This window comes from Paenibacillus piscarius (assembly GCF_022234545.1).
Taxonomy (GTDB): Bacteria; Bacillota; Bacilli; order Paenibacillales; family Paenibacillaceae; genus Paenibacillus_AQ; species Paenibacillus_AQ piscarius.
The window spans coordinates 82559-104974 of sequence record NZ_JAIEUI010000005.1; the positions used below are offsets into that span (position 1 = coordinate 82559).

26 protein-coding genes are annotated in these 22416 nt (G+C 54.1%); 21 read left to right on the plus strand and 5 right to left on the minus strand.

What is annotated here, in order from left to right:
* Positions 1-141 precede the first annotated feature (141 nt).
* The 3 genes from K1558_RS10795 to K1558_RS10805 all read right to left on the minus strand — a co-directional run bounded on the left by K1558_RS10795 (position 142) and on the right by K1558_RS10805 (position 2738).
* On the minus strand, positions 142-1020 hold the full coding sequence (locus K1558_RS10795; protein ID WP_238651577.1) for an HD domain-containing protein: 879 nt from the start codon (positions 1018-1020) through the stop codon (positions 142-144).
* 326 nt (positions 1021-1346) lie between these two features.
* A complete protein-coding gene (locus tag K1558_RS10800) occupies positions 1347-1928 on the minus strand; it encodes a serine/threonine protein kinase (RefSeq protein ID WP_238651578.1) in 582 nt (193 codons plus the stop codon).
* Between the two features lie 3 nt (positions 1929-1931).
* Positions 1932-2738, minus strand: coding sequence for a HipA family kinase (locus tag K1558_RS10805; RefSeq protein ID WP_238651579.1), 807 nt, complete (start codon positions 2736-2738; stop codon positions 1932-1934).
* Positions 2739-2874: 136 nt separating this feature from the next.
* Here K1558_RS10805 and K1558_RS10810 point away from each other — a divergent pair, with 136 nt between their 5' ends.
* The 4 genes from K1558_RS10810 to K1558_RS10825 all read left to right on the plus strand — a co-directional run bounded on the left by K1558_RS10810 (position 2875) and on the right by K1558_RS10825 (position 4140).
* Entirely contained in the window at positions 2875-3150 is a 276-nt protein-coding gene (locus tag K1558_RS10810) for a hypothetical protein (protein WP_238651580.1), read from the plus strand.
* A 15-nt stretch (positions 3151-3165) separates the two neighbouring features.
* Positions 3166-3525, plus strand: coding sequence for a DUF4359 domain-containing protein (locus K1558_RS10815; protein ID WP_238651581.1), 360 nt, complete (start codon positions 3166-3168; stop codon positions 3523-3525).
* Positions 3526-3616: 91 nt separating this feature from the next.
* On the plus strand, positions 3617-3838 hold the full coding sequence (locus tag K1558_RS10820) for a hypothetical protein (RefSeq protein ID WP_238651582.1): 222 nt from the start codon (positions 3617-3619) through the stop codon (positions 3836-3838).
* 83 nt (positions 3839-3921) lie between these two features.
* Positions 3922-4140, plus strand: a complete 219-nt coding sequence (locus tag K1558_RS10825) for a hypothetical protein (protein ID WP_238651583.1) — start codon at positions 3922-3924, stop codon at positions 4138-4140.
* Positions 4141-4300: 160 nt separating this feature from the next.
* Here K1558_RS10825 and K1558_RS10830 read toward each other — a convergent pair whose 3' ends face one another.
* A complete protein-coding gene (locus tag K1558_RS10830; protein WP_238651584.1) occupies positions 4301-4639 on the minus strand; it encodes a L,D-transpeptidase in 339 nt (112 codons plus the stop codon).
* A 178-nt stretch (positions 4640-4817) separates the two neighbouring features.
* Positions 4818-5444: a transcriptional repressor LexA gene (gene lexA / locus K1558_RS10835; protein ID WP_238651585.1), complete on the minus strand. Its 627-nt coding sequence runs from the start codon at positions 5442-5444 to the stop codon at positions 4818-4820.
* Between the two features lie 196 nt (positions 5445-5640).
* Here lexA and K1558_RS10840 point away from each other — a divergent pair, with 196 nt between their 5' ends.
* The 17 genes from K1558_RS10840 to K1558_RS10920 all read left to right on the plus strand — a co-directional run bounded on the left by K1558_RS10840 (position 5641) and on the right by K1558_RS10920 (position 22406).
* Complete coding sequence (locus tag K1558_RS10840; protein WP_238651586.1) at positions 5641-6051, plus strand: LysM peptidoglycan-binding domain-containing protein; 411 nt, start codon at positions 5641-5643, stop codon at positions 6049-6051.
* 108 nt (positions 6052-6159) lie between these two features.
* Positions 6160-6369 (plus strand): DUF896 domain-containing protein, encoded by a 210-nt coding sequence (locus tag K1558_RS10845; RefSeq protein WP_238651587.1) that lies wholly within the window; start codon positions 6160-6162, stop codon positions 6367-6369.
* Between the two features lie 48 nt (positions 6370-6417).
* Complete coding sequence (locus tag K1558_RS10850; protein ID WP_238651588.1) at positions 6418-6948, plus strand: hypothetical protein; 531 nt, start codon at positions 6418-6420, stop codon at positions 6946-6948.
* A gap of 34 nt (positions 6949-6982) precedes the next feature.
* Complete coding sequence (locus tag K1558_RS10855) at positions 6983-7768, plus strand: HAD family hydrolase (RefSeq protein WP_238651589.1); 786 nt, start codon at positions 6983-6985, stop codon at positions 7766-7768.
* A 249-nt stretch (positions 7769-8017) separates the two neighbouring features.
* Positions 8018-8437 (plus strand): FixH family protein, encoded by a 420-nt coding sequence (locus K1558_RS10860; RefSeq protein WP_238651590.1) that lies wholly within the window; start codon positions 8018-8020, stop codon positions 8435-8437.
* 180 nt (positions 8438-8617) lie between these two features.
* The gene (gene metH, locus K1558_RS10865; RefSeq protein ID WP_420800430.1) at positions 8618-11998 is read left to right on the plus strand and encodes a methionine synthase; all 3381 of its coding nucleotides are present in this window, start codon (positions 8618-8620) and stop codon (positions 11996-11998) included.
* A gap of 238 nt (positions 11999-12236) precedes the next feature.
* The gene (rnz, locus tag K1558_RS10870) at positions 12237-13187 is read left to right on the plus strand and encodes a ribonuclease Z (RefSeq protein ID WP_238651592.1); all 951 of its coding nucleotides are present in this window, start codon (positions 12237-12239) and stop codon (positions 13185-13187) included.
* 292 nt (positions 13188-13479) lie between these two features.
* Entirely contained in the window at positions 13480-14268 is a 789-nt protein-coding gene (locus K1558_RS10875; RefSeq protein WP_238651593.1) for a TIGR01457 family HAD-type hydrolase, read from the plus strand.
* Positions 14269-14316: 48 nt separating this feature from the next.
* Complete coding sequence (locus tag K1558_RS10880) at positions 14317-15132, plus strand: Fpg/Nei family DNA glycosylase (RefSeq protein ID WP_238651594.1); 816 nt, start codon at positions 14317-14319, stop codon at positions 15130-15132.
* Positions 15122-15970 carry a deoxyribonuclease IV gene (locus K1558_RS10885; protein WP_238651595.1) on the plus strand — a complete coding sequence of 283 codons (849 nt, stop codon included), beginning with the start codon at positions 15122-15124 and terminating at the stop codon, positions 15968-15970. The genes K1558_RS10880 and K1558_RS10885 overlap by 11 nt, the downstream gene beginning before the upstream one ends.
* A complete protein-coding gene (locus K1558_RS10890) occupies positions 15967-16281 on the plus strand; it encodes a thioredoxin family protein (protein ID WP_238651596.1) in 315 nt (104 codons plus the stop codon). Before K1558_RS10885 ends, K1558_RS10890 begins: the two co-directional genes overlap by 4 nt.
* Positions 16281-17063, plus strand: coding sequence for an ABC transporter ATP-binding protein (locus K1558_RS10895; protein WP_238651597.1), 783 nt, complete (start codon positions 16281-16283; stop codon positions 17061-17063). The genes K1558_RS10890 and K1558_RS10895 overlap by 1 nt, the downstream gene beginning before the upstream one ends.
* Before the next feature lie 56 nt (positions 17064-17119).
* Positions 17120-18133: an SAM-dependent methyltransferase gene (locus K1558_RS10900; protein WP_238651826.1), complete on the plus strand. Its 1014-nt coding sequence runs from the start codon at positions 17120-17122 to the stop codon at positions 18131-18133.
* A gap of 265 nt (positions 18134-18398) precedes the next feature.
* A complete protein-coding gene (locus tag K1558_RS10905) occupies positions 18399-19925 on the plus strand; it encodes a serine/threonine-protein kinase (protein WP_238651598.1) in 1527 nt (508 codons plus the stop codon).
* A gap of 218 nt (positions 19926-20143) precedes the next feature.
* A complete protein-coding gene (locus K1558_RS10910) occupies positions 20144-21211 on the plus strand; it encodes a ThiF family adenylyltransferase (protein ID WP_238651599.1) in 1068 nt (355 codons plus the stop codon).
* A 15-nt stretch (positions 21212-21226) separates the two neighbouring features.
* Complete coding sequence (locus K1558_RS10915) at positions 21227-21538, plus strand: Dabb family protein (protein ID WP_238651600.1); 312 nt, start codon at positions 21227-21229, stop codon at positions 21536-21538.
* 139 nt (positions 21539-21677) lie between these two features.
* On the plus strand, positions 21678-22406 hold the full coding sequence (locus K1558_RS10920) for a winged helix-turn-helix transcriptional regulator (protein WP_238651601.1): 729 nt from the start codon (positions 21678-21680) through the stop codon (positions 22404-22406).
* Positions 22407-22416 lie beyond the last annotated feature (10 nt).

Below are 22416 nucleotides of genomic sequence, written 5' to 3' on the forward strand. Positions count from 1 at the left end.
CACAGCTGTCATGCCCAGCAGCACTCCGATAATGACTTTTTCGGATCGGTTGTATTTCTTCAGAAGATCACCTCAAACAATTATTTATTACATATAAAGTGTTCGGTAGCAAAGACGCAGTCTGCTCATTAAGTAGGGAGCCTACTCCCACCAAACATAGTATGTCCCTATCAGCTCTGTAAGTTGGTTGATCGTGGCGAGGACGTCGGGTGAATATTCGGTGATCAACACGCCTTGAATGAGCGGCATGGCGAGATATAGCTTACTCAAAGCTGCCGTTTCCGCTGGAAAAGCAGGCTTATTCCGTGACACACGGATCCGCCAGGATTCCATAAGCAATTTTTCATACTCTTCCTGAGTGTCTGGAACATTAAGCAGCAACTGTTCGATATGCGCATCCGTCATGAGCGGCAGCTCAGTGGTGTCCAGTTCATTATTATGTACTAAGCAGCCAGCCAATTTCCTCATGATCGCGTTTACGCCGATGTTAGCCGGGGAAGCCTGCATACGGGCCTCTTCCCATATGAGACTGGTGACACGCTCACCGGCGTCCAGCGGGAACTGGAGACTACCATTTTTATAACTCATCACATCTAAAAGTTCATCAGTAGAAATAGTCAGATAACCGCCGATAAATGCACTTCTGACCCAGGAGTCCAGATGATCTGCATGAAGAACCCCGTCGTTGTTCCTCAGGATGCTTCGATTTGAGCCATCTATATATTCCATGAGATCTGCAGCGTATATCTTCGCACGAGACAGGATGTTAACAATCTCCTCGGAAAACAAAGCTCCCCGGGTCCAATCATGGTGATCCACCCCTGGGATGGATTCTAACGTATGACTGAAAGGTGCGTGTCCGATATCATGCAGCAATGCCGCTGCCCGTAGCGTACGGTTGTCCGGCTCAAAATGCGCCGTAAGCGCAAATACACCCAACGTATGCTGTAAGCGGCTGAAGGTATGATGGGTGTTGATGAACGAAGCTCCTCCATGCCGGATATAATGAAGCCGCCGCACCTTCCTGCTTCTAAGCAATGCTTTTTCTACATCAGAGAGCGGAATCCGTAGCTTCCACAGAGGTTAGTAAATTTCGTCTAAAGCACCGTCAAGTCTTAACCGAAAATCCATTGAACAATGCCTCCTGGAATTTCATAGATTATTGTTTTCATACATTTACCTCCTAAATAAAAAACTCTCCCGTTTGGTAATGTAGGGGAGAGGCAGATGAGAAAGATTGGGCAGAGCCCTCACATAATAATATAAGGGAATTATAGTACTGGATCAATTTAATAATTCATTTATACCAAAGTATCGCCAACTGTTATGTTTGTGGAATGTTAATGCTATTCGCTCCAGTACTCATAAAGATCCGGTTTATAAAATTTAACGTACTCCATGAAGCATGACATTAAGTTTAGATTTTTCAGGTCAGCAAGAAGGAGAAGGGGGTTTGGAGAGTGAGTATGCATCGAGTGAACATGATCAATTACCACCAGTGACTGCGAAGGGGTGATAATAATGTGTCTTAAGGCCGCGTCAATCCGCGTTAAACCCAAACATTGCATTTCCTCAAGCAAATCAATCATTTTGAAAGCCAGGCCAGCATTAAGGGAATTATGATGAAGCAAATACTTATCTAACCCCGGGCCGTGGACGAATTCCATCACATTATAGTTGAAGCCTGAATCAAATAATCTAGGGAAGAATGACGAGGAGACGGCGTGGCTAAGTACAGTTGCTTCCTTTTTTGCATCCTCAGGCGAAGCATATATTTTAACGCATTTGCCGGAATTTAATGAAAAAACAGCTCCTTGCGCACCGGCACCGATGAAGGGAAGAGAGGTAGGGTTGTAAAAACTGACCTGATAATTTTTACCGGCCTGATGAATCCCAGGATAAACTTGAATCGCCTTGAAATCCTCCATATGTTACATCTCCCCTTGACAGAAATACTTGTTCCAGACCGGAAAATGAATGTGAACCGCTTCTATTGCGCGAGGCAATAGAACCATTCTGGAGAGCAGATAGCTGACAAGCGCATGACCCATTTGCGACGGGAATTCCCAATCTAACGGTATATCGGATACTACGCCCCTTAAAGCAGATTTATTGAGATTCTCATAGTTACAGAGCGAGTTTTTAAAAGGATACTCTCGATCAAGATAAGGTACAAATCTCTGATAGACTTCCCCCCAATACGTGCAAATATAAGGCTCATGGGTCATGATGGAATGTTCATTCCAATTTGGGCCGTTCAAGATATTGGCCTGATCGATCATCCACAAATGCGGCGTTCCAGAGTCCGTCACCAAAAGATTGGTATTTGCCCCGTTGAATAAATGCCGGTCATTGTTGTTCACCCAATAATCAAATAAGATAATGTCTGCTGCTTTTTTAATATTATCCACCCGTGAAAGATCAGTTCCGCGTGTTAGATTGATTGCCTCCGGAATATATAGACTTCCGAAATGCAGCCCTGCTTGTGCATTCGCCGATTGGAGTTGAGGAGTTCGTGATATTAGGTTGTCATCCAACAGAACGGCTTCACCTTTAGGTACTGGGAGATCCAGCAATAAGGCTAACCGGTAACTAATAAGTTCATTTACCAAAACCATTTTCCCTTGGGGATTTGAACTTAATTTTACAATGTAAAGCTGCCCGTCTGTACATAAGATTAAGTGCGGGCGGCTGAATCCTGATTGTATTGGTTGAAGATATTGCTCTCCGCGTATCACTGGAAATCACCTCCTAAATATAAAATATGCATGGTGAAATTTTTAGTCAGGGTAGATGGGGAATCAATTCCTTTTACACACTCTTCCATATCCTATATACTTAACCAGAGAATCCTCGCGGCAGACATAGGAGTGGATGATGAAGAATACATATAGGGTTGTTTTGGTAATGATGCTTATCATTGCGTTAGCCTGTCCGCTCGCCGGGGCTGAAGGGCTCGTTGTGCCTGCGGAGACGAAAGAAAGGATCATTGAGCAGTATGGGCTTAATGCGCCACCTGCTTCGCCGGTGTGGGATTGGAGCAATGTAGATGTCGGAGTCAGCGGATTCACTGACGGGCTGTTGTACCTCTGCCGGGTGATAATAAATCCGCTTAGTTTCATGTTGCAAGAGATGTTATACATTTTGTAGCTGAGGGGGAAAAGAATGAATCCGCGTTATGATACACCCAGTCCTGCACGAAGAGTCCGCGGGAGATCGGGTGGTAAATCGTTTCTGGTCCTTATCCTGGTACTGATCTTAATGGCGGTTACGAATCCGGGGAAAGAAGAATTCAGTGAATATGCGGTGAAGAATCTGGAGAATACGATGGGGCAGGACATCGGCGACGGAATCACCAAGCTGGTGGCCCAGCCTGTAGTGGAGTCCTTGACACAGAGGGATAATTACATTTTGTTCTCTGTATTCAGCGTGCCGGATCTTACGAATACCAAGTTTTTTACCGGGGATGGCGGGGCGACCAAGAAGTATATTGGATTGTTCAAAATCATCTTTGTCAAGCTGTAAATGTGGTTTACATATTGTTCCAGAACCCGGTATAATTGAATAGATTCAAACGGAATCTTTAATTACGGGTGTGGAACAAGGAGGAAGAAAGTTGGATACGGCTTATAAAGTACTGTCCAGTGATGCTGATCTATTCGCTGCTGCGCTGGCCCAGGTCCAAGTTTATGTGATTCTGCTGGAGGAAGGCAAACCGCATGTCATCGCAGATTATGCCGGACCTGTGCAGAAATGGACACCGGAGTATATTTTGCTGGCTGGCATGACCTATAGACGTGACGAATACGAATTCCGGGTACAGCTGAATAGCAAATAATGTAAAGTCATTGCCGGTTCACACAGTCTTATGTGCGGCTTCGCGCATCTCTTATACTATCAAACGTAGAAGAGGTGTAGTTGATGACCCAGAGAGAACGTAACCGGATCCGCAGAGCCATTAATGTCCTGATTGAACAGAGAGCGATTCTGCTGGCAAGACTGGAGAGAATCAATGAGAGTCTGCGCATAGTCCCCAGGGGCACTCGTGCCAGAAAATTGCTGCTTGAAGCAAGAGTGTCCATCCGTGAAGCCCTTCGCTTAAATGCTGAGGCGATTCGTCTCTTGAGAAGCGTACTGTAACTTATAGCACAATCCCGGTCTGATTCATAGTAGACAAAGAACCCTTGTGGCGTAAACGCGTCAGAAGGGTTCTTTTTGTTAAGACGGGTCCTGATTATAGCCCGGGCTGTGCGGGGACGGAAGCTGGGCGGCCAAGCTAGGCTATTCATGCGCCGGGGATTTATTCCCTGATGGTGACCCGGGTGCCGATCGGAACCAGGGCGGCCAGAGCCAGCACATCTGCATTATACATGCGGATACAGCCATGGGAGACCATATGCCCGATAGAGGCAGGGTCATTAGTGCCGTGAATGCCGTAATGCGGCTTGGATAGTCCCATCCAGAACGCGCCGAAGGGGCCGCCCGGATTAGGCTGCTTGTTAATAATAGTGTATTCGCCGACCGGCGAGACGCTCAGCATCTTGCCGATGCCGACCGGGAAGCCACGGGTGACAACATCATTATCGAGTAGGTAGAGCATACGCTGCGAGAGGTCTACAATGATTCGGTAGTTTGGCATGAGAATCAGCACTCCTTTTGTGATCAGGATATGTGCCGGGGAATAGAGAGGTTCGCAGAAGATATGCCAAAAATCACGAATGAGAACAATTGTTCTGATTCCGTCTATATGACATATTCATAAAAAGAAAACAGGCTGCTTCCGCTTGATGCGGAGCAGCCTGCTCTTGTTAAGGGGATTAGTGAATATCGCGGAACAATCCGATGACTCTGCCCAGAATGGTAACGCGGTTAAGGCGGAGGGGCTCATAGGCCGGATTCTCCGGCTGCAGCCGGATGTGGTCGCGTTCCTTGTAGAAGGTCTTGACCGTAGCTTCATCTTCTTCAGTCATGGCTACAACGATGTCGCCGTTGTCGGCGGTCTGCTGCTGACGGACAATAACGTAATCGCCGTTCATAATCCCGGCATCCACCATACTGTCGCCGAATACGGATAGCATGAATACCTTGTTATCGCCTACATAATGAGTCGGCAGCGGGAAGTAATCTTCAATATTCTCTGTAGCAGTAATAGGAACACCGGCGGTAACCTTGCCTACTACCGGGATGCGAGTGACGGTCTGGACGAATTGGTGCACATTCTCTGAATCCTCCTGGCCCAGCAATTCGATTGCACGGGGCTTCGTTGGGTCGCGACGGATCAGGCCCTTCTTCTCCAGCCGGTCCAGATGACCGTGTACTGTAGAACTGGATGCCAGTCCGACAGCTTCGCCAATCTCGCGGACAGACGGAGGATATCCCTTACTGCGGACTTCGTTACGTATAAATTCCAGGATCGCCAGCTGACGACTTGAAATCTTGGACATCGGAATCAACCCCATATAGTATGTTTGGGAAAATTATAACATAGAACTTCCGTTCGTACAAACATAAGTTCTAAAAAGAGGGAAATAGAAAGCGGAAAATAAACAGAACGAATGTTCGAAAAAAGTGTTGATAAAAACACATGTTCGTGTTATATTATTGGCGAAAGTAAGAACAAGTGTTTGGAGGATGATCTCAATGCTAAAATACAGTACATACAAGAGCATATATAGTGAAGATATCAACGTGCAGGCTTCAGGTAATTTATCTCCCCGGCTCCAGACTAAGATTCAGGAAGTACTGCTTCAGAAGCTTGCGGCACTATCTTACGTGTTCCGCCGGATGGATGTCATGAAGATTGTGCTGGTGCTGCTGCTCGTAATCTCCGGATTCACTGTCGTGGGTAATGTCTTCGCCGGTTCTGTTCAGGTGATCAAGCAGGATGTACGGGTCGTGGTCGAACCCGGCGACACCTTATGGAGTATTGCCTTGAAGAATAAACCGGAGGATATGAAGACTGCTGTATATATAGAAGGAATTATGAAGAGCAATGGACTTAAGGACAGCGGAATTAAGGCTGGTGACGTACTGATTGTGCCTCAATACTAACGGTATGAATAACACTTGCGGCAGACCATAAGAGCTTTCAGGGAGAAGACCTTGACAAGCTCTTTTTCTCATGGCACAGTTAGAATGAATTTATAGGGAGGGATTGTATTGAATATTGACGAATTGGTCGCACGCATCAATGAATTGGCACGCAAGGCGAAGGACGGCGGCCTGAATGAAGAGGAATTGGCGGAACGCGCCAAGCTCCGCGAGATTTATCTGGGCAACATCCGGAAGAACTTCCGCGCCCAGCTTGAGACCATTGAGATTGTTGATAAACCGGAGGATGAAGAAGGCAATAACGGGCTGAAGCATTAGTCTGGTGTCTTTTCATAGATGAATACAGGATGACTAGGGGGAACTGACATGTCCCGTTCTTGGGAAAGAATGGTTCAACGCAACACCAAGCAAGTTAACCAGCAGCGAAAGAAGCAAGGGAAGGAATCGATCTACGGTACAAGCTCCAAGGCCGGAGCCAAGAGCAGCGCGGATATCTTCAAAGGACGCAATATTGTGTTTCCGTTTGTGCTTGTCCTGCTGGGCATAATGTTCTGGGTAGTAGGCTCCATAGATGAGGCCAAGGGAAGCGGAATTCTGGCGAACTGGCTGGGGGTAGTCCTGTACTTCCTGCTTGCCGCTCTGCTGTTCTTCCGCCGTCCGTTCCTTAAGATTGATCGTGCCCGGCTGTCTACGATTAAATTCAACCGTGAACGCTTCCTGTCAGCGGCAGAGATCGAGAAGATTACGCTGTCACGCGGCATGGTTGCCATCAAATATAAGGGGAAGCGTAAGCAGTGGATTTTCTCCAAGCTGATCAACCGTTATGACACCGCAGCGATGGGGGAACGCCTGGAGCAGTTCGCCAAGAACAACAATATTGAGCTAGTACACGAATAGGATATTAGACCAGCATAGGGAGTGGGAGAACGAAATGCCGATTACCGCCGTATTATTTGACCTTGACGACACACTGCTGTGGGATGACCGGAGTGTGGAAGAAGCATTCCGCTACGCTTCCGAGGCTGCCGGAGATGTTGTAGATCCGCAGGCGCTGGAGGCTGCTGTCCGCAGAGAAGCGCGTGCGCTCTATGAATCATATGAAACCTATCCGTTCACGAAGCTGATTGGTATTAATCCATATGAAGCCCTGTGGGCTAACTTCTCTGCAGGGGAACAGCCGGAATTCCGTAAGCTTGAACAGCTGGCTCCTGTCTACCGTACAGAATCCTGGCGCCGGGGCCTGGCCTCGCTTGGGGTAGAGGACGAAGCATTGGCCTCGCGCCTGGCTGATAAGTTCGCCGCGGAGCGCCGCAGCCGTCCCTATATATATGAAGAGACGCTTCAGGTTCTGGACGAGCTGCGCGGCAAGGTGAAGCTGCTGCTATTGACGAACGGCTGCCCGGCGCTGCAGCAGGAGAAGCTTGACGGTGTGCCTGAGCTGCCCCCTTACTTTGACCACATTGTCATATCGGGAAGCTTCGGCAGAGGGAAGCCGGACAAGGGAATCTTCGAGCATGCGCTCGGACTGCTGGATATTGGCCCCGAAGAGGGAATCATGGTAGGGGACAAGCTGACGACGGATATTCTCGGCGGGCTTGGTGCTGGACTGACAACGGTCTGGATTAACCGCAACGGCAAGGCTGCTGACCCGGAGATTACTCCGGATTACCAGATTAGCCATCTGACAGAGCTGCTGCCGCTTGTACACTCCCTATAATGGAATCAGAGAGAGCCGGTATCCCTTGAGGATATCGGCTTTCTTTTGATCCAGCAGTGCTGGTGTGAATACCTATCCAGTGTGTTGTATATGATTATTCTCATGAGAATAGAGAGTTTATAAAGCTTCTTTCTGACAAATTGAATATAATGTGTATAATAGGATCAAAGCGATCTGACTTTCATTGTAAGCGTTATAAGCATAAGTGAGGATGGAGAATAATCTATTGATGAGCCGGGAGGACTTCAGATGATGAAGCTATCGTTACGCAGAGGACTTATGGGCCTGATAATGGGAATGACTCTTGCCGGATGCTCGGGGAACGATCACGGGAACATGAATATGTCTGCTGCCGGTTCTTCCATGCAGCCGATCAAGGTAGAGCTGAGCTGGAGCCCGGAAGAGGTTACGGCAGGCAGTAAGGTCAGCTTCAAGGCTGTAGTTACCCAGGAAGGGAAGCCGGTAGATGACGCGAAGGAAGTTATGTTTGAAATTACGGATACTGCGGACAAGAGCAAGAAGATTGAAATTGAAGGTAAAGGTGATGGAGACGGGGCCTATGTCGGTGAGAATACTTTTGAGGAAGCCGGCAAGTTCACCGTGATCTCCCATGTCACAGCCCGTACGCAGCATTCGATGCCCAGTAAAGAGCTGGTTGTCCAGCCATGACCGCTGGCAGGTGTATGCAATACAGGAGGCAATACAAATAATGCAGGGTGGAAAGGAAGGCTTTCGCAAATCCCTTTATTCTGCTAAACTAACTCTAATGTTTCACTAGGGGGATTGAACGTGGCCAAACTAACACTTGCTGAGAGCTTACAGCAGCGCATATTAATTCTGGATGGTGCCATGGGCACCATGATTCAGCAGGTGCCGCTGACAGGCGCAGATTTCGGCGGGGATGCACTGGACGGATGTAATGAAATGCTGGTGCTGACCCGGCCGGAGGTTATTCAGGATATTCATGAGAAATACCTGGAAGCCGGAGCGGATCTGATTGAGACCAATACCTTCGGCGCTACCTCTGTGGTGCTTGCCGAATATGATATTCCTGAGCGTGCCCGGGAGATTAATCTGGAGGCGGCCAGGCTGGCCCGCCATGCGGCAGATAAGTATGATACGCCTGAGCGTCCGCGTTATGTGGTTGGTGCAATGGGGCCGACCACCAAGACCCTGTCCGTAACCGGAGGGGTAACGTTCCAGGAGCTTGTGGACAGCTATGAGGAGCAGGCGGTGGCCCTGATCGACGGCAAGGTCGATGCGCTGCTGCTCGAGACCTCCCAGGATACGCTGAACGTGAAGGCCGGCAGCATCGGCATCCGTAATGCTTTTGAGAAGACTGGAATTACGCTGCCGGTAATGATCTCTGGAACCATTGAACCGATGGGGACCACGCTGGCCGGACAGAATATCGAAGCCTTCTATATCTCGCTGGAGCATCTGAAGCCGGTCTCTGTCGGTCTCAATTGTGCGACCGGCCCGGAATTCATGCGTGACCATATCCGTTCACTGGCGGCGATCTCCTCGGCGGCGGTCAGCTGTTATCCGAATGCAGGACTCCCGGATGAGAACGGGCATTATCACGAATCCCCGGACTCTCTGGCCCGCAAGCTGGGCGGCTTCGCCGAGAAGGGCTGGCTGAACATTGCCGGAGGCTGCTGCGGGACGACGCCGGAGCATATCCGGGCGATGGCAGAGGTGATGGCGGCATATCCGCCGCGTCAGCTGTCCGGCCAGCATCCTCCGGCGCTCTCCGGAATTGAGCCGGTATATGTGGAGAGCGAGAACCGTCCGTACATGGTCGGTGAGCGGACCAACGTGCTTGGCTCCCGGAAGTTCAAGCGGCTGATCGTTGAAGGGAAGTATGAGGAAGCCTCGGAGATCGCCCGTGCCCAGGTGAAGAGCGGAGCACAGGTGATTGACGTCTGCGTACAGGACCCGGACCGCGATGAGACAGAGGACATGAAGCGTTTCCTGGAGCTGGTAGTTAAGAAGGTCAAGGTCCCGTTGATGATCGATACTACCGATCCGAAGGTTATTGACCTAGCCTTGCAGTATTGCCAGGGCAAGGCAATCATTAACTCCATTAATCTTGAAGACGGCGAGGAGAAATTCGAGCATGTCACCCCGCTGATTCATAAATATGGCGCAGCAATTGTCGTCGGGACGATTGATGAGACCGGTCAGGCGATCCTGGCTAAGGATAAGCTGGAAGTGGCTAAGCGTTCTTATGACCTGCTGGTGAACAAATACGGTCTCGCACCCGAAGACCTGATCTTCGACACGCTGGTGTTCCCCGTTGGAACAGGGGATGAACAGTATATCGGCTCCGCGAAGGAGACAATTGATGGCATCCGTCTGATCAAGGAAGCTATGCCTGCTGTGCATACCATTCTGGGGATCAGCAATGTCTCCTTCGGGCTGCCCGAAGCAGGCCGTGAGGTATTGAACTCTGTGTTTCTCTATGAGTGCACGAAGGCAGGGCTCGATTATGCGATTGTGAACACCGAGAAGGTGGAGCGGTATGCCTCGATCCCAGAAGAGGAACGCAAGCTGGCGGAACAGCTGATCTACAACACCAATGACGATACGTTGTCTGCGTTCGTAGCGGCCTTCCGCGGCAAGAAGGTTGAGAAGAAGGAGAAGATCTCCAACCTGTCGCTGGACGAGCGCCTGGCCTCCTATGTAGTTGAAGGAACCAAGGAGGGGCTGATCCCGGATCTGGATGAAGCGCTGAAATCAGCGGCTCCGCTCGATATCATCAACGGACCGCTGATGGCCGGTATGTCGGAGGTCGGCAGGCTGTTCAATAATAATGAATTAATTGTTGCCGAGGTGCTGCAAAGCGCTGAAGTAATGAAGGCGTCCGTCAGTCATCTGGAGCAGTTCATGCAGAAGGATGAGACCTCGGTGAAGGGGCGGATTATGCTCGCAACCGTTAAGGGCGATGTCCATGATATCGGCAAAAACCTGGTGGAGATCATTCTCTCCAACAACGGCTATGAGATCATTAATCTCGGGATCAAGGTTCCCCCAGAGAACATTATTGAAGCCTTCCGCCAAGAGAAGGCTGATGCCATCGGCTTGTCCGGCCTGCTGGTGAAGTCAGCCCAGCAGATGGTACTGACGGCGCAGGATCTGCGCTCTGCGGGTATTGATGTGCCGATTCTGGTCGGCGGTGCGGCATTGACCCGCAAGTTCACCAAGACCCGGATTCGCCCGGAATATGACGGGCTTGTGCTATACGCCAAGGATGCGATGGACGGTCTGGATATCGCCAACCGTCTGATGAATCCGGCAGAGCGGGTGAAGATTGAAGAGGAGGTCCGCCTGGAGGCTGAAGCCGCTGCGGTAGCGGTAGCTCCGCAGCAGCCGCTTCCCGAGCTGACCCGTGCAGTGCGCTCCACAATCTCCGCTGATGCGCCTGTGTTCATTCCGCCGGATACGGAGCGTCATGTCCTGCGCAATTATCCGCTGGGGCATATCATCCCTTATGTGAACATGCAGATGCTGCTGGGTCACCATCTGGGGCTGCGCGGCTCCGTGGAAGCACAGCTGGCGGCGGGAGACCCGCGTACGCTAGAGCTGAAAGAGACGGTGGATGATATCCTGCATCAGGCGATGCTGGAGGGTACAATTACTCCGCATGCCATGTACCGTTTCTTCCCGGCGCAGTCCAGAGGGAACGACATCCTGATCTATGATCCGCAGGATCACACACAGGTGCTGCATACCTTCACCTTCCCAAGGCAGAATGTGGAGCCGTATCTCTGCCTGGCTGACTTCCTGAAGCCGGCAGACGGCGGTATCATGGACTATGTCGGGTTCCTGGTGGTGACCGCCGGCCACGGGGTCCGTGAATTGTCGTCTGAGCTTAAGGATAAGGGCGACTATCTCCGCTCCCATGCTGTGCAGGCGGTGGCGCTGGAGGTCGCGGAAGGCCTGGCTGAACGCGTCCACCACATGATGCGCGATACCTGGGGCTTCCCGGATCCGGCAGAGATGACCATGAAGCAGAGGCATGGAGCGAGGTATCAGGGCATCCGGGTATCCTTCGGCTATCCGGCCTGCCCGGATCTGGAGGATCAGGGACCGCTGTTCAAGCTCATGTCTCCTGAAGATATCGGCGTGCACCTGACGGACGGCTTCATGATGGAGCCGGAGGCTTCAGTATCGGCGATGGTCTTCGCTCACCCGGAAGCCCAGTATTTCAATGTGGAGAAGGCTTAGGCTCCCACAGGTCTGTACCGGCCAGAAGGGGCAGGCTATGCCCCTTCTTTTCGGAACCTCCCGGCAGCGGGAGGTTTTTTGCTGATAATGAATGAACCTGTTTCGCGGCATATCCGTGTCCATTTGGACAAAAAGATGCTTTTGCAGCCAAAACAGAGTAGAATTCTTTTCATAAGAAATGGCAAGATAATATGAAGATATGATGCGGGTAACGATAGAAGAGAGGAGGGGGACTTCAATGGAAATCTATTTCTTGGGAACGAATGCCGGAGTGCCCACGCTGCAGCGTAACGTCACCTCGGTTGCGCTAAGGCTGCTGGAAGAACGGCGGACCTTCTGGATGTTCGATTGCGGGGAAGGCACACAGCACCAGGTACTCCGCTCACCGCTGCGGCTGGGCAAGCTGGAGAAGCTGTTCATAACGCATCTGCATGGTGACCACCTGTTCGGTCTGCCGGGGCTGATCTCAAGCCGCGGCTATCAGGGCGGGAGCGCACCGCTTACGGTATATGGGCCACCGGGGCTTAAGGCTTATCTGGAGATCTCCCTGTCCGTCAGTCAATCCCGGATTCCCTATAAGCTGGAGATTGTGGAGCACAGCGGCGGGCTGATATACGAAGATGAGACCTTCAAGGTGGAGGCAGGGCTGCTGGAGCACCGGATCGACAGCTACGGCTACCGGATTACGGAGAAGGATAGTCCAGGCAATCTGAATGCGGAGCTGTTGAAGAGCTATGGGCTGAAGCCCGGTCCGCTGTACGGCAGATTGAAAAAAGGGGAGGACATAACGACAGACGACGGTATCGTCATCCGGGCGGCTGAAGTTGTCCATGCACCCAAACGCGGACGCGTGGTGGTGATTCTTGGGGATACACGTCCTACGCCGGGTGCGCTGCCGCTGTCGCGCGATGCCGATCTGATCATTCATGAGGCCACGTTCGCCCATGATCTGGCGGATATGGCTTATCAGTATCACCACAGTACCGCACGGCAGGCGGCCGAGCTGGCCAGGGACGCAGGGGCGCGCGAGCTGCTGCTGACGCACTTCAGCTCGCGCTATACCTCGATGGAAGAACTGGCTCCGCTGCTCCAGGAAGCGAAGGCGATCTTCCCGGATACGCTGCTGGCTGAGGAATTCTGCACCTTCCCGGTCTACCGGAGAGGCGCGGGAAATTCCCCGGGGCAATGAATTATTTTCCGGGAAAGCGCAGGAAATGACAGGGGGATGCCAAAAAGAGCCTACCCTTGCTGCGGTTCCCTACGGTTCGACGAAGAATGTTAAATTTGAATTAAACAGCAAGGGGCAGAGGAACGAAGCACTGGGGAAAATGCCGAATTCAAGCGGCTTGAACTGGCTCTGGGCGGGGGTTAAACCTTGCTGCAGAGCACTTCTCCGGGGAAGTTCCTGCTGACCTGAAATATAATTCATAGCATTAATAATAAATAGTATGAAATAATTATTTCCGGTCTGAGGGGGAGTTATGGATACAATCAAAGGCTTATTAATTGATCTGGACGGTACGCTGTATCATGGTGGACGCAAGATTGCGGGAGCGGAGAAGCTGATAGAGGCACTCCGCCGGGCGAAGCTCCCGTTTCTGTTCGTAACGAATAATTCTTCACGGACCCCGGAAGGGGTAGCCGCTCATCTGCGCGGGATGGGTATTGAAGCAAGAGCGGAAGAGGTCTGCACTTCATCGCTTGCCGCCGCCCGTTATATCGCCGGCGAATCTCCGGGGGCATCTGTGGCGATACTTGGAGAAGAGGGGCTGGTACAGGCCTGTGAAGAGGCCGGGTTAAGGCTGGTTACAGATCACCCGCAGTATGTGGTTCAGGGGATTGACCGCTCCTTTACATATGAATCGCTGGCCCGTGCATCCCGCTGGATCAGGGAGGGTGCCGGGTTCGTGCTGACTAATCCTGATCTGATGCTGCCTTCGGATGACGGGGTGATGCCCGGTGCCGGAACGATCGGTGCTGCCATTGAAGCAGCCAGCGGCGTCCGGCCGGTTGTCATCGGGAAGCCTGAGACCCATCTGGTCACCTACGCCGCTTCTCTGCTGGGCATCAAGGCGGAGGAAGCAGTGATGGTTGGGGACAACATGCGCACAGATATAGCAGCAGGGGCCAACGCCGGATGTAAGACAGTGCTGGTGCTGACGGGACTCACCACACAGGAGAATCTGGAGCATTACCGGCAGCTGACCGGGGTCAAGCCGGATGAGATTTGTGCCGATTTAGCTGAACTTATGACACTGCTCGGTGTATAATGACAGAGGTATGAGCATTTTTACCAATCTTGAAGGGACGATGACACTATGCCGGAATTGCCGGAAATGGAGAATTACAGGAAGCTGCTGAGCCAGCACATCATAAATATACCGATCAAGGGAGTAACCGTGAACCGGGCCAAGACCATTAATATGGAGACTGCAGATTTCGTAAACGCTCTGGTTGGCGCGAGGATCGTGTTTGTAGAGCGGCGCGCGAAGCATATCCTCTTTCATCTTCATGACGGCAGACGGCTGCTGCTGCATCTGATGCTTGGCGGACTGCTGTTCTACGGCACAGAAGACGAGCGTCCGGACCGGGCTACTCAGGTTGAGCTGGCCTTCGGGGAGCATATCCTCTACTTCATGGGGCTGCGTCTGGGCTATCTGCATCTCTTGTCGGTTAAGGAGAGCGAAGCGGCCATGGGCAAGCTCGGGCCGGAGCTGCTGGACCGGCGGATGACTCCGGAGCGCTTCGCAGGGCTTCTCAAAGGACGGCGCGGGGCGCTCAAGAGCCTGCTGGTTAATCAGCAGGTGATGGCTGGCATCGGCAATTGCTATGCGGACGAGATTGCCTATGAGGCCAGGCTGCTTCCGTCAACACTGGTACAGAATCTGAGCGCCGAGGCGGTGTCGCGGCTCTATGACAGTGTGCGCAAGGTGCTGACGGAGGCGACCGATATCGGCGGTTATATGGAAATGCCGTTTATGACCGGCGATACCGTAACCGGCGCTTACAATGATGCGTGCAAAGTGTATGACCGCGAGGGCGAGCCTTGCCTGCGCGGCGGGGGAACCATCGTGAAGACGGAGCTGTCCGGGCGCAAGGTGTTCTATTGCCCGGATTGCCAGCATGACGCATAGCCCCTGCATTGGGGCGCATGTCAGCATACGCGGCGGATACGGGCGGGCAGCCCGTTCTGCCAGGGAGAGCGGGGCGGCATGCTTTCAGTATTTTCCGAAGAACCCGCGCAGTCTGAAGCTGAAGCCGGTCGATTATCGTGATGCGCTAAGCTGCGCGGACTATTGCCGTGATCAGGGAATGTCCTCCATTGCCCATACCCCGTATCCGACGAATCTGGCTGCCGGAACACGGGAGCGGGAAGGTATGGCGGCTTCCCTGCGCAATGATCTGGAGATCGCTGAGGCCTGCGGATCACTGGGGATTGTGGTGCATTTCGGGCATTTTGCCAGAATGGAGCCATTGCAGGGGTACCAGAATATTATCCAATGTATAAACGACACACTTGCCGGCTGGGAAGGCCGGTGTAAGCTGCTGATTGAGAACATGGCGGGTAACCACGGGCAGGAGGGGATGACGTTGGAGGAGCTGGTCAAGGTCCGGGAACTCAGCCGTTATCCTGAGAGGATCGGCTTCTGCTTCGATACCTGCCACGCCTTCGCAGCCGGAATCTGGAATCCAGAGCAGACAGACGAGCTGCTGGAGCGCGGAGAGCGGCTTGCATATTGGACTGCACTTGCAGCTGTGCATCTGAATGATTCCTTGTATCCGTATGGTTCAAGGCGGGACCGTCATGCCGGTATCGGGCGAGGATGCATCGGAGCACCTGCGCTCAGTAAGCTTCTGACCCAGGGCCCCCTGCTTCACAAGTTGGTTGTTATGGAAACGGAGAAAGGGCCGGACGGTACACACAGGGACGAGATTGCTGCTGTACGCGGCTGGTTCGGGGGTGGCGCATGAAAGAGATGAATGGGGCAGAGCTGCTGGCGCAGCCAGGAGAGCCGCTCGTCGTGTTCCTGTATACGCCGCTGTGCGGAACGTGCAAGGCTGCACGCAGGATGCTGGAGGTGGCGGAGCATCTTTTGCCGCCTGGCCTGCGGATTGCCGAAGGCAATGTGAATCTATTGCCGCAGCTGGTGCAGACCTTGAAGATCTCCAGTGTCCCGGCCCTGCTGGCCCTGCCTGGAGACCGCAATACCGGGCCGGAAATGCTGTATTCATTCGGATCGGTAGAACGTGTACTGGCTTTCATAAGAGGAGTGAACTCATAATGATATCTTTACAACATCTGTCGCTCCGCAGGGAGCAGAGCCAGATTCTTGACGATGTGACGCTTGAAATGAAGCCGGGGGAGAACTGGGTAATTCTCGGACGCAACGGCTCCGGCAAAACGACTCTGCTGGAGATGATGACCGGCTATCTTTTTCCGAGCAGGGGCTCGGTGGAGGTGCTGGGCTACAAATACGGCCAGTGTGATCTGCGTGAGGTGCGCAAGGAGATTGGTTATATCGGGCCCTCCCTGATGGAGAAGCTCTCGCTCAGCGACCCGGTGTGGGAGGTAGTGGCAACGGGCGCCTATGCGTTCCTGCGCTTCTATCAGACGATTCCGGAGAGTGTAAAGGAGCGGGCGCTGGAGCTGCTGGAGGGGATGAATCTTGGCGGGCTGGCGTATCATCCGTTCGGTTCGCTCTCTCAGGGGGAACGCAAGAAAGCGATGCTGGCCCGCTGCCTGATCGCCTCCCCCAAGCTGCTGATTATGGACGAGCCTTGTGCGGGTCTGGATCTCTATGAACGGGAGAAGATGCTGCACGAGATTAACAAGCTCGGCGGGCAGCAGGTAGCGGTGGTCTATGTCACTCATCATGTGGAGGAAATCGTCCCGCTGTTCACTCATGTGGCGCTCATCCGCGGCGGGAAGCTGGCAGGAGCGGGCCCCAAGGAAGAAGTACTGACACAGGAGGGGCTGATGGATACCTTCGGAGTTCCTGTAGATGTTGAATGGGAGCATGGACGTCCCTGGATTAAAATAAGACCTGGAGGCTTACCGATTTGAATGATTTCACAGAAACAGAAGTAGTCCCGGAGCAGGATGCTGCTCCGCAAGACAGGATCACCTCAAGATACATCTGCACGGCGAATCACGGCTTCGCTCCTTACGCCCAGGAGGAGCTGCGCCGCCTGTTCGGAGCGGTGAAGAGCACCCTTCTGCTGCCGGGCGAGGTGTTCCTGGCTACCCTTGAGGCGGAGCCGCAGGAGATCTCGCGCAGGCTGGGGCAGCATCCGCCGGTATTCCTGCGCCATATTCAGCCGGTGGACTTCCAGGATACAGGCGGCCTGCCTGCGCTGGAGCGGCTGGCGGTCTTCTTGAGCCGCCGCTCTGAGCTGGAAGGGGCGAAGGTATCGCTGCATGTACGCAAAGGGACGCGTTCCTTCTGGGAGGACAGTCCTGGAGAGCTGCGCGAGTGGCTGCAAGCCCGGCTGGAGAACCTGGATGCAGAGTTCACCGTGCAGGAACCGGCTTGGATAATCTCCGTCTACGCGGACGCTGACGCCCTGTATGCCGGAATCTCCCGGCCGGAAGACAATCTCTCCAGCTGGAACGGCGGTATGATCCGCTTCCGCAAGGAGGACGGGCAGATCTCGCGGGCCAAGTTCAAGCTGATGGAGGCGGAGAAGGAGTTCCACATTCCGTTCGGCAGCTTCAGGAATGCGCTGGACATTGGCGCCTCGCCCGGCGGCTGGACCTCGTTCCTGCTGGAACGGGGCCTTAAGGTGACCGCTGTTGATCCTGCCTTGATGCATGAATCGCTGCGCAGTCATCCGGGCCTGAAGATTCTGCGCAAGAATGCCGGCGAGGTCAAGTTCCGTGAGAATGAATTCGATCTGCTGGTCTGCGATATGAGCTGGAGTCCCAAGCTGATGGCCAAGCTGGTCACGGGACTGCTGTACAGCCTGTCGCCGGGCGGGACGGCGGTGGTAACAGTCAAGCTGATGCATAAGAAGCCGATGGCGGTGATCAAGGAGATTATGGCCATGTTCGAGGGAGAGCGGATGCAGATCCAGCGTGCGAAGCAGCTGTTCCATAACCGGGACGAGATAACACTTTATATGATTAAATATTAAGCGTGGGAAAGCATCCCGCGACTGCACTGCCGGCCTATGGCCGGTTCGGGGCGGTCGTGGGGTGCTTTTTTGTTGGCGGGTAAGAGGGGCGAGGGCAATGTAGGCGGAAAACCGACCGACTACATTTGGAGCGAATGTGCTGCGTAGGCCAAATGTAATCGGAAAACCGAACATATTGGGCAGGTACGAGTTGGGTAGGTACGAGGCTACGGAGGTTTGTTCAGGGCTTACAACAATACAGGGCATTTATGAGGAGGGCAACTGAATGGAATATGCAGCGAAATTACAGGCGGGACAAATCCTTGGGGAGCGTTACGCCATCAGGGGATTGCTCGGAACGGGAGGAATGAGCCAGGTCTATCTGGCGGAGGACTTGCGGCTGCCGGGAGTCCTCCGGGCGGTGAAGGAGAGCGTAATCCGCGAAGGGCAAGCGGGAGCAGGGGCTATCCGGGCGGAAGCGGAGCTGCTAAGCTCGCTGCGCCATCCGCTGCTGCCGCAGATCGCTGATTTCTTCCCGCCGGACCCTGAAGGCTACAGCTATCTGGTGATGGAGTATATCGAAGGAATCACGCTGCAGCAATATATATCAGAACAGCCCTTCCAGGTCCCCGGCGGCAGAATCATAAGCTACGCCTTGCAGCTGCTGGACGTGCTGGAATACCTGCATAGCCATCAGCCGCCGATCATCTACCGGGATCTGAAGCCTTCTAACATCATGCTGACCGGAGAGCATGAGCTGAAGGTAATTGACTTCGGTATAGCGCGGAGAGTGAGAAGCGGGAGCGGCGGGGATACGGAGAAGCTGGGAACAGCGGGCTTCGCCGCGCCGGAGCAATACGGAGGCGGGCAGAGCTGCCCGCAATCGGATTTGTACGGTCTGGGGGCGCTGTTGCTGTATATGGCCTCAGGCGGCCAGTACAGCGCCTGGCAGCCGGGAATGGAGAGGAGGCTGCGGGGAGGACACCTGCCGGACCGGCTGATCCCTGTCATCCGGCGCTTGCTGCGGCAGCACCCGGAGGAGCGTTATGCCAGCGCGGAAGAGGTGAAGGGGGCACTGGGGCAGCTTGCGCCACTGAAATTCCCGGAATCGGACCGGGCGGGTGTTAAGACAACCCTCCACTCAAGCAGACAGCAGTCTGGCGGGGCTGTGCAATCTGGACCGCAGCAGTCAGCTGTGATTATTGCGGTGCTCGGCGTGTCCCCCGGACTTGGGGTGACCCATACTTCACTTGCGGCCGCAAGCTGCGTGTCCCGTGCAGGCTTGACTGCCTGGGTAGACTGCACTCCGGGCTCGCAGATATTTAACCGCATGAAGGGTATGGCTGAAGCTGTTGAAGAAAGGGGCAGGCTCGGAGCACCGGACCTTCCGTTTACCTGGAAGGAAGTAGACTTCTGGCCGCCTGCGCCTGCTGAGGGGCTGCCGCAGCGACCGGATCAGGATTATGCCTTCATTGTCCTGGATCTGGGAACCGGCGGCTTCGAGGGGGCACTGCCGCTATTTACAGGCAGCGATGTGCCGCTGCTCATAGCTTCAGGAGCCGACTGGAGGCTGGAAGAAACCTTGCACTGGCTGCGCCGCCGGCAGCTTGTTCCCGGAATGCAGTGGCGGATTGGCCTGCCGCTGGCCGGAGAGCAGGCCGCCGGACTGCTGGCACCGGCACTGGGAATAGCCGGCGTGTACAGCCTGCCGCTTCAGCCGGACCCGTTTCAGCGTAAAGGGAGGCTGACTCAGACGCTCCGTAGTCTGTTGGGCCTGCATTCCGGCCTGCGGGCGACGCTGAAGCGCTGGTAGTGTGCTTTTGACCAGCCTATCACTGGCCTGATAGAATCGTATACCCGGCTGCTGGGCTGGAAAGAGCTGGCTTGCGGACTTCCGGTGTAAGCTGCAGGTATGCTACAATGGAGCGAAATCCCATCCAGACTCCTGTGCAATGAGCCGGATGATGGGAGGCTCGGTTACGGCCGGACACAACTTGGGGTAATAGACTTATTTAGGAGGGCTGGTCATAGATGGGGCCTGACAACGATACACCGGCAACGGCTTCATCCGCCGGAAGGGACGGCAGATATTCAAGGCAAGTGCGCTTCGCGCCGTTCGGAGCGGCTGGACAGCAGGGACTGGCACAGTCCTGTGTGCTGATCGTGGGGATGGGGGCGCTGGGAACAGGGATAGGCGAGACACTGGCACGCTGCGGGGTCGGCCGGCTTATTCTGGTGGACCGTGATTATGTGGAATGGAGCAATCTGCAGCGGCAGCAGCTGTACACGGAGGAGGATGCCCGTCAGAGAATGCCTAAGGCGGCTGCAGCCCGCTCCAGACTGGCAGAAGTGAACTCGGAAATTGCGATTGAGGCCCATGTACTGGATGTACGGGCGGAGGAGCTGGAGAGCCTGCTGCCGGGGGTGGATCTTATTATGGATGGTACGGATAACTTCGATACCCGGCTGATCATGAATGATCTGGCCCAGAAGCACGGCATTCCCTGGATCTACGGGGCCTGTGTCGGCAGCTACGGGATTACATACACTATCCTGCCGGGCGAGACGCCTTGCCTGAATTGCCTGCTCGGGACGGTTCCTATGGGCGGGGATACCTGTGATATCGCCGGTATTCTGCCGCAGGCGGTGCAACTGGTTACAGCCAACGCAACAGCGGAGGCGCTCAAGCTGCTTGGCGGATACAGGGACAACCTGCGCGGGCGATTGCTGACCTTCGATGTCTGGCGCAATGAGCAGCAGGAGATCGGGGTGAAGTCCGCGAAAAGAATAGACTGCCCTTCCTGCGGCGGTCATCCGCTCTATCCTTATCTGACGGCAGCGAATACGGAACGCAGCGATGTGCTGTGCGGCAGGGATACGGTGCAGATCCGCCCGGCCCAGAGGCGAAGCCTCAATCTTGCGGAGATTGCCGCACGGCTGGCGGGACTGGACAGCGGCAAGGTGGAGAGCAACCCCTATCTGGTGTCCTATACGGAGGAGCCGTACCGTATGGTTGTGTTCGCGGATGGCAGGGCTCTGATACATGGAACCAGTGATGTGGCGGCTGCCCGCAGCTTCTATCACCGGTATTTCGGATAACTGGAGGAGATACGAATGAACAAAGGAACTATCAGGCATATGGCGGTATTCACACTGAAGTCTGCCCCCGACAGCGAGAAGACCCGGACTTTTCTGCGGGACGGTGCAGAGATTCTGAGCGCCATTCCTGGCGTGGATAACTTCGAGGTGCTGAATCAGATCAGCAGTAAATGTGATTATCAGTATGCCTTCTCCATGGAATTCGCCGATCAGGCGGCTTATGATGCGTATAACAATCACCCGGACCATCAGGCGTTTGTTACAAGGCGCTGGGATACGGAGGTTGCGGCCTTCCAGGAGATCGATTTCGTAAACGGGGCTGTATAAGTTCCGGAATGCTTCATTCACAAGAAGATGTTTCAGCAAAGAGGCCGTTCCTCCGAATGGTCTCTTTGCTGTGGGGGAATTCTATCCTGTATCTGCGGCGGCACTGCCGGTGCAAGGCTGATCTGGGGGGATAGGGCTTGTGAATGAATTGATTGCTTGGTATGCCCCTGCCTCTGATCCGGCGGGGCGGGAAGCAAGCCGTACCGGACTGGAGGAGGGGCTCCGCAGTCTGGGCATGACAACAGCACGAAGCGAAGACCCGGAGAGTCTTCGCTTCGTGCTGTCAAGCGGTGAACCGGTACTGCTGGTCGCGGAGCTGGATGATCCCGGAGAGTGGGCGGGCTGGGAGGAAGTCTCGGCTGCCCGGAGACAAGGGATGAGGCTGCCGGTGATCGTGATAACCGGACCATCCGAAGCGCGGGGGGAAGCAGCGGTTACGGTTTTTGAAGCGGGGGGCAATGAGTGTATGGAAAGGCCGGTGCATACCGGTGAATTCGCATGCAGGGTCATGAATCTGCTGAAGCTTACGGGCCGCAGGCGGGATACGGGTACTCTGCTCAAGGCAGGCGGACTGGTTCTTGATCCCAGACGCCGGCAGGTCAGCCGGGACGGAGCAGAGGTGAGGATGACCCCGAAGGAATTCGACCTGCTGCAGTATCTCGTGATGAATCAGGGTGAAGTCTGTCCCCGGGACGAGATTCTGCGGCAGGTCTGGGGCTATCATTTCCATGCAGACACCAACGTGGTGGATGTCTACATCCGGCATCTCCGGACGAAGGTTGATAAGGGCCGGCGGACGAAGCTGATTCATACCGTACGGGGGACAGGGTATGTACTGCGGGTACCGGAGAGCGGGACCTCTGGCTGAAGTCCGTTAC